Genomic DNA, 14397 nt, shown 5'->3' with positions numbered 1-14397 from the left:
TTGATATGGACATACATATTGAAATTCCTGAGGGAACCGGGATTAATCACCGTTGATTCTTACTCGTTTTTTGAAGAGGAGTTTTCAGCCTGAATGAGTAATCCATTTTCCACCACTCTACCGGTGTTCGACCCGCCGATTTGAGGAAATTCAAAACAAGTTTTCAAAATACCACGATTCTATCATATCATCAAAGATAAATTTTCTGCTTATTTTTGTGGTTTAGTTGAGGAAAACTCTCTACGGGAGAGGTTAATCCGGGTAAAAAACTGAAAGACGGAATCCGAAAAGCTGCAAATGTTTTTCGTTCAATTGTTAGTTTTCGCTTTGTCATTTTTGCCCGGAAAACTGGTAATAACGTCCCTAAAGGCCTTTTTTTTGACCTTGTAGGGCACTTTCTTATTTCTCATCTTTTGATAAAAATTATTCACAGGTTTGAATGAACGGCAGATTTCTCGTATTTTTCCTTTTTCTTCAGGTTTTCTCACACACTGCGTTTTCCCAGTATTTTACCGTCAAGGAATCGGGGAATCAGTCCATCACTTTAGAGTTTGATTTTCGGGGTAAGTTCTCTGTCAGGGATACCCTCATTGATGGTGCCAGATTCGACTATATTGCCGGAGAGGGGCACTCACTCCGTGAAATTGGAGAACCCTGGCTTCCGCAGGTATTTGCCAGTCTTGCCATACCGTTTGGCTCAAATCCGGAGCTGATTACCATTAGTTCAACTGAAAGGGAATTCAGTCAGAAATTTATCCTGCCGTATCCTGATAACAGCAGTTATTTCGGTGAGTTTGATTTAACGAAGTTTAATCAGGAAGTATATTCCAGGAATGAGTTTTTCCCTGCAAGAGCGGTGAAATTTGAGGATGCCTACACTATGCGCTACTCAAGAATACTGCCTGTAAGTGTTTCGCCGTTCCGATACAATCCGGTGAGCAGAGTTTTAACCTTTACCGAAAAGATCACAATCAAAATTAATTATCATGCTCCGGTCAGCCAGACAACCGAGTATATAAATGATCCGATGACCTTATCTTTTCTTGAAAGTGCGGCTGCCAATTATTCTGTCGGGAAACGATTGATCGGAAAGGAACTTCAGACCGCTGCTTCACCTCAGACAACAACCTGGTTTGATCCGCAAAAAGAGTACTTTAAAATATATCTTAAAGAAAAAGGGGTCTATCGCATAACCTACGAGGAACTTGTTACAGCCGGATTTCCCAGTACGGGGACAGATATTTATTCCCTGGAATTATTTAATAACGGAGTACAGATTCCTATTGAAGTTGTGTCAGCAGGGGATACGGTATTTAATAGCGGAGATTATATTCAATTTGCGGGTTATCCTGCACCTGCTTCACCCCATGTCAGACAGAATATATATAATTTGTCCAATGTTTACTGGCTTTCTTATCAGGGGCAGTCGCGTGATTTCTTTTATCGCTACAAATCCTCAAGACCGACGATTGGTGATAATATCCTGGTTGGCTATATCCGCAGTGATTACTACGAAAAAGACAGCATTTATGAGCGGCTTGGCTATGCATTAAATGATCAGCGTGATTACTGGTACTGGGGCAGAGCAGCAGGTTACAGGAGAATTCCAACCCAGCAGTTTCAGGCACAGTTTCAGCCCCTGCATAATTTTAATATGAACTTCCCGCAGGTCAGACTCCGCGTTAATATGCACGGAATGACCGAGAGTTCCTGTCTTTACAGTCATAATGTTAAAATTGTCTGGAATGAAAAAGAACTCGGAAGAGCAAAATGGAGCGGACAGGAGGCGTATACATATGACAGATATTTTGTAATATCCACTGATAGTTTTAATATTTATCCCTCAGGTAATTATCTCAAGGTAATTGCTGACGGATTAGTCTGCCATCCGGATTCAAGTGATGAAATCAGAGTAAACTGGTTTGAAATATCCTATTACTCGGATAACAGAGTCTTAGGAAATTCTTACATGCTCAATAATTCTTCATCACAAACAGGGAATAATATATTCAGGATATGGCAGTGGCAGGATACCACTATGAAGGTTTTTAGTCCTTCTCAAAAAGTGATTATCAATGACCCTCAGTATCTCAATGATGCAGATAGAACTGTTCTTTTTAGTGACTCAGCAACCACAGTGCAGGACTACTTTCTTGTCGGGCATAATGTTTTTCGAACGGTAGATTCCATCAGGAAGGATATTTCCGTTAATCTGAGGACAGCTTCGAACGCTGCTGATTATCTGATTATTACACATCCGGAGTTTCTGCCCGTCGCTGAGAGGTTAAAATCAATGCGGCAGACAGATTTTCCTGATAAATCCATCCCTAATCCAAGGATTGCGATTGTGGATGTGCTGGAAATATATGATGAGTTTAGTGCCGGATTATTGGAGCCTGCGGCAATTCAAAGGTTTATAAAACATGTGTTTGAGAACTGGGCACGTCCTGCCGCGACCCACGTGGTTTTGGTTGGGGACATGAGTTATGATTACCGCATGTTAAGAAACGGAAGCAGAAGAAATTTTATTCCGTCAATGCCTCATCATTCGTATACCTATGGGCAGGCGGCTAGTGATAACCTTTTTGTGAGCGTGGCTGGTACCGATGTTATTCCGGACCTTACCATCGGACGTCTGAGCATGGAAACAATAGCTGAGGGAAATATTCTGCTGGATAAACTTGAAGCATATCCGAATGATGCAGGAAAGAAATGGAAAGAAACCATCATGTTTATGGCTTCAGGGCTCAGCAATGAGGATGAAAACAGGTACGGATTTAACGATGCTTCGATGTATCTGTTTAATCAGTATATCAAGCCGGGTGGTTTTGATGCTTCGCGCATATTTGCATATCCCAACCGTCCTGAACATATGATTTTTAAGGGGGGTACATATGAAATCCGGTCGGCATTTAATACCGGTGCCGCAATTGCCAACTATTATGGACACGGCGGCGGCTATCAGTGGGATGAAACATTCCTGAATGATGATATTTATCTGCTCCAGAACGGGGGCCGCCTGCCTGTGATTATCTCTGTAACCTGTTATACGGCACATTTTGATAATCAGGATGTGTTTGGCGAACAGTTTAATAAGGTGCAGGGTAAGGGCAGTATTGCTTTCTTCGGAAGCAGCGGACTGACCCACTGGGATATCGGTAAATTTATCAATAACTTGTTTTTCCGGGAGGTTTTCACAAACAAAAACTACAGTCTGGGTAAATCAATCATGTTTTCGAAAGCTCAGACGCCTCCTGTGGGATATTATGCAAATCAGATTGCGTTGTTAACTTTGCTCGGTGATCCTGTGCTGCAGATGGCGCTCCCCACTGATGCAGATTTTTCAGTAAGACCATCAGATTTCTCCTTGTCAAACAGCAACCCTGTCCTCGGAGATTCGATTGATGTTAAGATAAAACTGCAGAATTACGGAATTTCCAAAAATGATTCAGTTCTGGTTGAATTATTTTTCTCTAATCAGGATACAACCGGATTTATTGCATCACAGAAAATTCCGGTTTTCGGGAATACGGATTCCGTTACTTTCAACTGGAAACCTTATGCCGGCGGACTTTTTAATCTTATAGCAAAAATAAATCTTAATGAGCAAATAACTGAGCTTGATTACACCGATAATGAAGCAGCCATTCAAATGGTTGTATTTAATATCAATAACCCAAGCATCCTCTATCCTTTAGATGGAAAAAGATTTACCAATGGTAATATCAGATTCTCACTTTCAGATTATGGTCTTTATCTCGGAAGAGATCTTGACTACTTCATAGAGATTGATACATCCTTAACGTTTAGTAATCCCATAATTACTACTCCCGCACTGTCGGCGGAGGATGGGCTGGTGAACTATAATGCACAACTTCCTAATGGTTCATACTTCTGGCGAGCCAGAATCTTTGATGGTGAAAATTTTGGCAGATGGACTGCAGTTAGGACATTATCCGTCGGGACTGATGCCAAGGATGGTTTCTACCTCAGCAATGAACAATTGCAACTCTTTAACAGAGAGAATGTAAATTATATCTCCGGTAATCAGACTCTTGCTTTGAATGTTACGCCATTACCTCCCAAACCGCAGATTAACCGGCTTTTAAGTGAGTTCAAATTAGATTCAACAGTTTCATTTAATCTTGGACTGAGCTGTATTGCTACCGATGGCAAATATTTTTATGTGTCAAATCTCTGGTACTGGATGCTTACGCTGTATGGTGATTCGACCGGACGAACAAGGATATATAAATTCGGTACGGGTAATGAAGGAACCGTGGAAGGGCAGTACTATGGTATGGTACCTGGCTTTCATCACAGAATAGGGGACCAGATGACCTATCATTCTGATGGTTATCTTTATTTCCCTATCTCAACGCCTTATAAGGTATTAAGAGTACATCCTGAAACAGGAGTAACTGACAGTATTGATGTTCCGGCCGGATTAATTGAAAAAACAGCAGGAAAAGTTGCCCCGGGTTCTTACTACCTTGCTTCAGACAGCCAGTTTGTTTATAATTTAGCTATCCGTGACAGTCTGAACAGACCCAGATATACTCTGAGAATATTTGATCCTTCGAACAACTGGGAAGTTGTCGCAGAACATTTTTATGAAAATATTAGCAGTTTTCAGGGATTTACGAATTTCTTTGTAGCTGACGGATATTTTTACCCCGCTGAAAATTATATTTCCGGTTATCTTCGCAGGATACGAATTGATGACGGATACTTTGATGCTGAGTGGATTCCCTGGTTCGTAGAAGATCCAAATCAGCACATCCGGTATTATGCCTGGACATATGACTGGAAAAATAATCATGTTTATGCATCGGTGTACAGGCCGGGAGTACCGCGAATCGGAGTCCTTGCCAGGTATCCGGGACGTTATCTTGATGCAAACGGAGTGATTGCATCACCTGAAGTCGGACCGGCAAAAGAATGGAAGAGACTGCATTACCTGCTCGAAAACCAGAGTGCAACCACTCACTTTACACCTATCCTCTATGGATATGACAGGGCAGCTAAAAAGTGGGATACACTCGCGGTGGATTTCGCATCACCGCTTGATCTTAGCGGAATAGATCCTCTCCGTTATACATCGCTTAAAATGAATGCGAAAATTACCGATTCAGCTTATACGATTGTAAATCCGCTTTCCTTCAGGGAACTTCAGGTGGATTACACCGGACTTCCTGAGCTACTCTGGCGGAGAGAGGCGATATCATTTGCTCCTGACTCACTGCTTCAGGGCTTGGATATCGTTTTGAATGCTAAACTGTTTAATTACGGTGAAGGGGCATCGGATACAGTACGACTGAAGTTTTACCTTAATGATGAGGATGATCCTTTTTATACGGTTCCGGCAGTTATTCCCGGAGATTCCAGTTTTGAGACTTCGGCGAGTATAAACACATCACAAATGATATTTGATCAGACGGTAAGAGCGGCCTTCGAACATAACGGGCAGGAGTATTATGGCTTTAATAATCTTCTGAGCGGAAAGTTCTTTGTAGCACGCGACAGCGTGAATCCAAATTTTAATATAACAATTGACGGCAAAGAGATTATAAACGGAGATATTATCTCAAAGCGGCCTGAAATCGTTATTACGTTACGTGACAATAGTCCTCTTCCTCTTGATACAACATTATTTACCCTGATTTATGATAACATTCCGATGAGTTATTACAGGGATAAAATAAATTTTGAATATACACCATATCCGAACAGTGAAGCTAAACTTACCTGGAAACCGACTTTAACCAGAGGAAGGCATACGCTTGATGTACTGGCAAAGGATGCATCAGGAAATTTCTTTGATTCTACTTACAAGCGAACAGTCTTTTTTGTCTATGATGTGGACGATATTGATATTATTTATAATTATCCGAATCCATTCAGTTCAGATACCTATTTTACTTTTGAGCTGCGGGGTACTAATACTCCTGATGAGATTAAAATTAAAATATTTACTGTTGCCGGAAGACAGATAAAAGAATTCACCATTGATAAGTCTCAATATGCGATAAGTTTTAATAAAATATACTGGGATGGAAGGGATCAGGATGGCGATGAAATTGCCAACGGCGTATATTTTTATAAAATGATAACGAAATACGGAGATAAGACAAAAGAAACAATTAAAAAACTGGTAAAGATGAAATAAAAAAAGGGCACCTGAAAAGGTGCCCTTTTTCTTTAGTCAGTATATTTTTTTATTCTTACTTTCAACTTTTCAATGAATCCATCCATCAGCTGGTATACAATGGGAACGATAACCAGAGTAAGGATAAGGGAGCTGGTTAACCCGCCTATTAATGCCCAAGCCAGACCAGACTTCCATTCTGCACCTTCAGACGCAGACAACGCAATCGGCATCATGCCAAATATCATTGTGAGCGTTGTCATCATAATAGGACGTAACCGCATTTTCCCAGCGTCTAATATTGCTTCATAAAGGGGCAGACCTTTTTCTCTCATTGCATTTGTGCGGTCAACAAGCAGAATAGCATTTTTACCAACAAGTCCTACCAGCATTATAATGCCAAGTATTGAAAAAATACTTAAGGCCTTATTGGTAATTGCCAGGGCGAGTAGTGCTCCGATAATCGCGAGCGGTACTGAAAAGAGGACAACAAACGGGTAAAAGAAAGAGTCATAGAGAGCGACCATGATGAGATAAGTGAAAACAATAGCAGCCAGAAGTGCCAGACCAAGACTTTCAAATGATTCCTTCTGATGTTTGACATCACCCAGAAAAGTGACACTTATACCTTCAGGAAGATTGAGTCCGGCAATAGAGGATTCAATTTCCTGGGAAATTGTCCCGCTCGGTCTGCCAATTGCCTGTGAGAAAAGCAGAACTGAACTGTTTCGGTTTTGACGCTGCAATTTTGTTGGTCCTGTTGATCTTACGATAGTTGCAAATTGTCCAAGCTCTATCTTTTGTCCTTTTCTGTTGATGAAATGAATTACTGATAAATCTTCAATAGAATTTCTGTCATACGAGTCCAGCCGTATTCTGATTGTATATTCAGTATTGCCATCCCTGAATTTAGACTGATCATCTCCAGTTAATGCAATCCTGACTGCGGCACCAACTTCAGCAATACTAAGTCCAAACTGATTTAATTTCTCCCGGTCAATAACTATTCTGGTTTCAGGATTACCGGACTCCGATCCTAATCTGACATCAGCCGTTCCCGGTACGGCAGAAACAGCATCTTCTATCATTTCAGCGGCGAGCTGGACCGAATCAACATTGGTACCGCTTATTGCCATCTGTATAGGTGTCCAGTCTGCTATCCCAAAGAGCCCAATGGGGTTAATTCGCACTTTGATTCCGGGAACTTTTACTATTTCCGATTTAATGTAATTCATCACCTCCTGAGTGCTTTTGTTCCTGCTCCATTTATCAGTAAGTGTTACATTTATCTCTGATACATTATTGTTGCTAAAGCCGATAAGCCCTTCGTTTGATGCTCCGACCGTAACATAGGTTGACTGAACCTCAGGGATTCCACTAATCATTCTCTCAATACGGTCGGATACACGGTTAGTTTCATGAAGTTTTGACCCTGGAGGCAATTCAACAGTAATAGCAAACTGTCCGCGGTCAGCAACAGCAAGAAACTCAGAGCCGATAAATCCCAGCGGAATGAGTGATAAAGATGCAAAGAAGAAGATTACAGTATACAGAATTACCTTCTTTTTGTTGATCAGACTCCACTTCAGAAAGTTAATATACTTTTCGGTAAATGAGTGAAATGCATTTTCAAACCAGAGTGCGATCCGGCCGGCAAGGGAATCTTTTGTTAGTCTTTCGAGTTTTCCGAACCGGGAGGCAAGCATAGGAGTAATCGTAAAAGATACAAACAGACTCATCAGTGTGGAGAATACGACAACAAGAGAAAACTGCCTCATAATATTGCCAATAATACCGCTTACAAGTCCCAGCGGCAGAAAAACGGCTATATCAACCATGGTGATTGCAAGTGCTGCAAATCCAATCTCATTTCTGCCTCGAAGTGCTGCGGTTCTTTTATGCTCTCCGTTTTCAAGGTGGTGATAGATATTTTCAAGTACAACTATGGAATCATCAACAAGTATTCCTACAACCAGTGATAGCCCCAAGAGAGTCATCAGATTTAGACTGAAATCGAAGGCATACATTGCAATAAATGTTGAAATAAGAGAGGCGGGGATAGCAACCAGTATTATCAGCGAGTTTCTTATGCTATGCAGAAAAAGCAGCATCACTAATGCAACTAATACTACGGCAACGCCCAGATCAAACTTAACCGCATCTGCCGCACGAATGGTAAAGAGTGAACCGTCCTGTGCAATCTTAAATTTGATATTGTTATTTTTATAGAGGGTTTCAAGTTCCAGCAGTTGATTTTTTACCAGATTAGCAACTTCAACTGAATTAGCATCAGTCTGTTTTGAAACATTGATTCCAATCATGGTTTTACCATTAAGACGGGTAATGTTTCTTAAATCTTCAATGCCGTCTTCTATTTCAGCAATATCCTCAAGATAGATAGTGCCGCCGTTGCGGGAAGATGCTACCGGAAGCCGCCTGATTTGCTCAATAGCCTCAAACTTTCCGGCTATCCTTACCACAAACTGTAAATCATCATCTTTTATGGTGCCGGTAGGGAAGTCAAGATTTCCGCCTCGAACGATTTGTGCAACGAGGGTTGACGGAATATTCAGTGAGCGAAGTTTATCCTGATTGAGATTAATCTTAATTTCCCGTTTTTCACCGCCAATTATGGAAATCTGACCAACTCCCGGAATCTTGGATAGCTGTGGTTTTATCTGATCCTCAATAAAGGTATAAAACTCTTTCGGGGGTAAATTACCAGTAACTCCGATTCTCAGGACGGGTATTTCATCAAGTGCAATTTTGGAGACAGTCGGGCTCTTGGCACCCTCGGGAAGCAGAAAAGAAACTTCTCCTACCTTCCTTATTGCGTCCTGAAGTGAAATATCTACATCAGCCGAGTTAAGAAGTTCCAACACAACAAATGAAAGGCCTTCCTGAGAAGTGGAACGGATTTCTGAGACTTTATCCATTCCGGAAAGGGCATCCTCAATAATTTTTGAAACACCATTTTCAACTTCATTTGGCGAGGCACCGGGATAAACTGTTGTAACGGTTATTACAGGAGGACTGACCTTTGGAATAAGTTCGTATTTAAGCTGTGTGTAACTGAAAATGCCAAGGAGAGTCAGCGATAAAAATATCACTATTATGAGGGATGGCCGTTTAATTGAAAGTTCAGTAATTGTCATAGTTTAACTTTCTATTCGACTATCTCAACAGCAAAACCATCTTTAAGAAGACTCTGCCCTGATGTAACCACAAGGTCACCTTTATTAATGCCTGAAAGAACTTCGATTTCTGTCCCGGTTTCTATTCCTGTTACGATTTTTCTGAAGCGGGCTTTACCTTCTTGAACTATAAAAACTCCTGAATTCTTTTTGCTTTCAAGAAGTGCTTTACGTGGTATTATTAGGGATTCCTTCATTATTCCGGATTTCAGAGTAACGCGGGCAAACATTCCGGCTTTCATCAGATTGTTATCATTTTGTATCAGCAGTTCTGCAGGATAGGTATGCGCTTCATCTCCTTTTACACTTACTGATAAAACTGTTCCGTTAAACTGCTTTTCAGGAAAGACATCTGTTTCAATTTTCGCTTTATCTCCTTTTTTTATCGTAACAGCAAGTTTTTCGGAGACGAGTACTTTAATTTTCAGCCTGCTGATGTCTGCAATATTTGCTATGAATGATGGTGCTGGCGGACCCTGCAGTGTGTATCCGACATCAATGTTTTTCAGTGTAACAAATCCTGAAACAGGTGCTGTTATTTTTGTATCCTGGTATTGTCTTCTCGTGACGATAAGATTTGTCTCTGCCTGAGTAAGCGCTGTTTTTGCGGACTCAAACTGTGATTCTGTAACTGAATTTGCAGCAAGCAGATTTTGCGCCCGGTCAAAGTCCTTTTTTACTTTTTCGTAAATAGCTTTTGCATTCTCATACGCTGCCAGTCTCAGTTCATCATCCACCTGAGCGAGTAGCTTTCCCTTGGATACATAATCACCTGTATTAAAGAAAACAGAAGTCACTCTACCTGTCGTCTCGGAGATAAGGTTCACATCACTGAAGGCATTTGTAGTGCCCGTAAGAGTAACCTCCTCTGAAACATTCTTTAGAACCGCTTTATTGACGGAGACGTAGTATTTGTCAGCTCTCCATCCTCCCGATTCCTCTTCAGTTTTTGTCCGGTTATAAAAGAGCAGAGCGATGAGAACCGCTATAAGTAGAAGAACAATAGCCAGTAATCCGGTTTTACTTTTTAATATTTTCATATGGGACTCTCTTTATTACTTTCCTGCTGCTTTCATGAGACGTGCGTAAGAAAGTTTATAATCTATTATCGAATTTGTATAATTTACTTTTGCCTGAATCAGGTATGACTCAGCATCAATGAGATCCGAACTCAAAGACATTCCCTCACGGAATTTTGATTCTGTAAGCTGAAGATTTTCTTCTGCCTGTTCAAGCCCAAGTTTTGCTACTTTGTGCTTTTCTACAGCCTGCTGAATCTGAAGATAGGATTGAATTACTTCCAGCTTTATCCCGTCTTTCATTGCATTCATGGATTCTTCTGCGGTACTCAGATTTGCTTCTGCCTGCTCTGTTACATAAAGCGGAGCAAGCCAGTTCCATATATCATAACTGATAACCACGCTTACATCCCATGAATCCTGAAATTTGTTTTCAGCAGGGAAGTAGCGCTGATTTGGCTTCGCGTACATATAATTTCCTGCCAGAAATAGTTGCGGATACCAGGCAGATTGTGCTATCGTTATTTGCTCACGTGCGGCATATATTCTGAACTGATGTGCTTTGATATCAGTTCTCTGGGTAACCGCGTGTTCAATCAGATCATCCGCACTGAGAGGAATGTTTTCAATTCCGGAGATTTCATCAGTAGGAGCTATTTTTGGATTTTTTTCAAGTCCGAGTATTGTAGAAAGATAGGTATTTGCGAATATTTCTGCGTCTGTAATTTCAATCAGCCTGTAACGTATATCCGACTGCTGTACCTGAATTTTAAGCAGATCATTTTTTGTTATCATTCCCTGCTTAAACAAGTTCTCAGCATCTTTTACTCTGGAGTTCAGATTAACAAGCGCTTCTTCCATAACTTTTTTCATCAGTTCAGCTTTCCTGAGATTCCAGTAAGCTGTCTGAATCTGCAGTTTAGTATTTCTCACCTCGGATTCATATTCTGCTGCTGCTGAAATATTCATATATTTTGCTGCGTCTGTGCCGCTTGAAATCTTAAATCCTGTGAACAAAGGCTGCTGCAGAGAGACTTTCATCCCATAATTATCCGGCAGTGAAGGATTAAGAACAAAGCTGCCAAGCATGGGAACGGTAATCTTGAAGGGATCTATTTTACTGAGTCTTGTGTATGAGGCCTGAAATTTAAGAGAGGGAAGAGAATAGGTTCCGGCTTCATTATACTTTGCCTCAGCAGCAACGGTTTTATAATAAAGACTCTTAAGAACTTTATTATTCTTTAGTCCTGTTTCAATGGCTTCCTGTTCAGTAAGCGGGAGAACTTCCTGACCGGAAAGAGGCATGTTTATAAAAAAGAACAGGAGGAAAATTACAGAAGGAAATAAAGTTAGTTTCAAAATTGTTCCTCTTCATTTAGGTGTGAAATTGCAATAAATTCTTTGCGGGAGTTTTCAGTGAGAATTCCTTCAAAGAGAATAGAGGTTATATGTGCATATACCTGATCTGCTGAAAGTGAAGATGTGGAAAGAAATGAAGGATCAATCAGTTCTTTTACCGCACTGATATAAATATAAACGATAATTTCTGTATTGATATCATTTCTGAAAACACCCTTCTCAACTCCCTCCTTAATTAATTCAGTGAATTTGTTTAATCCTCTGTCTCTCTGAAACTCTTTGATCTCAAGATACACTGAGGGAAAGTGCTGCTTCAGTTCTTCAATCAGAGGGCCTTTCATCCGGGAACTTGATTTACCCAGAAATTCCAGCAGCAAATGGAGTTTTTTTAGAAAAGGCAGATGCTGATTTTCAAGCAGAAGGTCTACGTGCAATTCAATGGCTCTTTTTGTCCTGCTTAAAATGGCGTGGATTATTTCTTCCTTGTTTTTGAAATGCTTGTAAAGGGTTTTCTTGCTGATTGAAAGTCCGGCGGCGATCTCACTCATAGTGACCCGCGTGAATCCAAATTGAGTGAATAGTGACTCGGAGTAGACAAGAATCCTGTTAAAAGTATCCGAAAGGGTATCTTCTGGCAGGGTATTGGTAATGTCATTCATTTATGGAAACGAAAATAGTTTATTTAGTTTCCAAAAATAACTCAGATTTATGACTTTTCAAGAGGATATTGCAGGAAAATTCAGAGGTAAAATATTTTTTCCTGGAAATTTTTGATTAGCCCTCATTTTTCTTTATCGAATGAGCTTTAATATTTAACTTTAAAATTTGTATAGAGGAAAAAATGTGTGGAATTGTCGGGTATATAGGTACTAAAAACAGCATCCCCGTTATCATCGGGGGTCTGAAAAGGCTTGAATACCGTGGTTACGATTCAGCCGGTGTAGGTGTGCTGATCAATGGTGCTTCCAAAATAGTTAAAAACAAGGGTAAGGTTTCCCTTCTGGAGAAGAAACTCGAAGCGGAAAAAATTGAATCGTCAATAGGTATCGGACATACCAGATGGGCGACCCACGGTGAACCTAATGAGGTTAACGCTCATCCGCATACAAATCAGGATGGCACACTTTTTCTTATCCACAACGGCATTATTGAAAATTACCAGACTCTGAAAAAACAGCTTCGCTCACAGGGGTATGTTTTCAAGAGTGAAACTGATTCTGAGGTAATTATTCACCTCATCGACAGTTTCTTAATAAAAGGGAATTCCTTTCAAAAAGCTGTAAGAATGGCTCTTTCTGAAGTTGATGGAACTTACGGCCTGGCCATTGTGTACTCAAAGGAACCTGACAAGATAATCGCTGCCCGTAAAGGCTCACCGCTTGTAATTGGTATCGGGGAAAAAGAGAACTACATAGCATCGGACGTCTCTGCATTGATTGCCCATACAAAAAACATTGTTTACGTAGAAGATGGTGAAATAGTAGAAGTTTACGCTGACAGATTTGTCGCGAAAACGATCCTTGATGAGGATATTGAGAAAGAAGTCATCGAGGTAAGCATGACGCTGGAGGAGATTGATAAGGGAGGGCATCCTACGTTCATGATAAAAGAAATCATGGAGCAGCCGGAATCCGTTTTCAACTCAATGAGAGGCCGCCTGCTTTTAGATGAGGGAACCTCAAAACTCGGGGGACTGGATACGGTTGTTGACCGTTTAGCTGCCAGCAAGAGAATCGTTATTTCTGCCTGTGGTACCTCCTGGCATGCCGGTCTGGTAGGGGAGTATATGTTTGAACAGTTCCTGAGAATTCCGACCGAGGTTGAGTACGCATCTGAATTCCGGTACCGTAATCCGATAATACAGCCTGATGATACCATTATATTTATTTCACAGAGCGGAGAAACGGCTGACACGCTGGCCGCTCTCAGAGAGGCAAAAAGAAAACGGGCGCTATGTCTGGGTATCTGTAACGTCGTAGGCAGTTCTGTTGCCCGTGAAAGCGATGCGGGTGTTTATATCCACGCCGGACCGGAAATCGGTGTAGCCTCAACCAAAGCTTTTACCGGCCAATTGGTAGTACTTGCTCTGATTACTCTTTTAATCGCCCGTAAAAGAGACATGAGCCTGGCTGATGGAAAGATGATTGTTGAGGAGTTTAATACTATCCCTGACAAAATCCGCAGGATTCTTGAACTTAATGATCAGATTGAGCGGATTGCGAACGATTTCAAAAATGCGAAAAATTTCTTGTATTTGGGAAGAGGTTATAACTTTCCGGTGGCTTTAGAGGGGGCACTTAAACTTAAGGAAATCTCCTACATTCATGCTGAGGGATACCCTGCCGCAGAGATGAAACACGGTCCTATTGCTTTAGTTGATGAAAATATGCCTGTTGTCTTCATAGCACCTAAGGATTCTACCTATGACAAGATAGTCAGCAACATTGAAGAGATACGCGCAAGAAAAGGCAAGATAATTGCTATTGCAAATGAAAACGATTCCGAAATTGATAAATTAGCCGATTATACGGTTAAGATTCCGGAAACGATTCGGATGCTTATGCCTATTCTTACGGTGATTCCTCTTCAATTACTCGCGTATCATGTCGCGGTAAAAAAAGGATTAAATGTGGATCAACCTCGAAATCTGGCAAAGAGCGTCACGGTTGAATAATCA

Annotated in this window: 6 protein-coding genes; 2 read left to right on the top strand and 4 right to left on the bottom strand. The window is 40.9% G+C overall.

The features are described 5' to 3' along the window. The first annotated feature begins 439 nt into the window (after positions 1-439). Positions 440-6169 (top strand): T9SS type A sorting domain-containing protein, encoded by a 5730-nt coding sequence (locus HRU80_11480; protein ID QOJ29463.1) that lies wholly within the window; start codon positions 440-442, stop codon positions 6167-6169. Between the two features lie 32 nt (positions 6170-6201). On the opposite strand, the gene HRU80_11475 is transcribed toward HRU80_11480, so the two are convergent. The 4 genes from HRU80_11475 to HRU80_11460 are packed head-to-tail and all read right to left on the bottom strand — an operon-like array spanning position 6202 to position 12379. Beyond that, the gene (locus HRU80_11475) at positions 6202-9303 is read right to left on the bottom strand and encodes an efflux RND transporter permease subunit (protein ID QOJ29462.1); all 3102 of its coding nucleotides are present in this window, start codon (positions 9301-9303) and stop codon (positions 6202-6204) included. Positions 9304-9314: 11 nt separating this feature from the next. Continuing rightward, positions 9315-10382, bottom strand: a complete 1068-nt coding sequence (locus HRU80_11470; protein ID QOJ29461.1) for an efflux RND transporter periplasmic adaptor subunit — start codon at positions 10380-10382, stop codon at positions 9315-9317. Positions 10383-10397: 15 nt separating this feature from the next. Beyond that, positions 10398-11720 carry a TolC family protein gene (locus HRU80_11465; protein QOJ29460.1) on the bottom strand — a complete coding sequence of 441 codons (1323 nt, stop codon included), beginning with the start codon at positions 11718-11720 and terminating at the stop codon, positions 10398-10400. Next, positions 11717-12379 (bottom strand): TetR/AcrR family transcriptional regulator, encoded by a 663-nt coding sequence (locus tag HRU80_11460; protein ID QOJ29459.1) that lies wholly within the window; start codon positions 12377-12379, stop codon positions 11717-11719. Before HRU80_11460 ends, HRU80_11465 begins: the two co-directional genes overlap by 4 nt. 182 nt (positions 12380-12561) lie before the next feature. Between HRU80_11460 and glmS the strand changes: the two genes are divergently transcribed. Then, entirely contained in the window at positions 12562-14394 is a 1833-nt protein-coding gene (gene glmS, locus HRU80_11455) for a glutamine--fructose-6-phosphate transaminase (isomerizing) (protein ID QOJ29458.1), read from the top strand. The last annotated feature ends 3 nt before the right edge of the window (positions 14395-14397 follow it).

The sequence above is a fragment of the Ignavibacteriales bacterium genome (assembly GCA_015709675.1).
Taxonomy (GTDB): Bacteria; Bacteroidota; Ignavibacteria; order Ignavibacteriales; family Ignavibacteriaceae; genus H2-BAC3.
The sequence above is the reverse complement of the archived record's forward strand: the minus strand, read 5'-3'. Positions and strand labels throughout refer to the sequence as shown.

Coding starts and splice junctions, on each gene's coding strand:
- HRU80_11480 (QOJ29463.1), top strand. CDS start 440: ATGAACGGCAGATTTCTCGTATTTTTCCTTTTTCTTCAGGTTTTCTCA.
- HRU80_11475 (QOJ29462.1), bottom strand. CDS start 9,303: ATGACAATTACTGAACTTTCAATTAAACGGCCATCCCTCATAATAGTG.
- HRU80_11470 (QOJ29461.1), bottom strand. CDS start 10,382: ATGAAAATATTAAAAAGTAAAACCGGATTACTGGCTATTGTTCTTCTA.
- HRU80_11460 (QOJ29459.1), bottom strand. CDS start 12,379: ATGAATGACATTACCAATACCCTGCCAGAAGATACCCTTTCGGATACT.
- glmS (QOJ29458.1), top strand. CDS start 12,562: ATGTGTGGAATTGTCGGGTATATAGGTACTAAAAACAGCATCCCCGTT.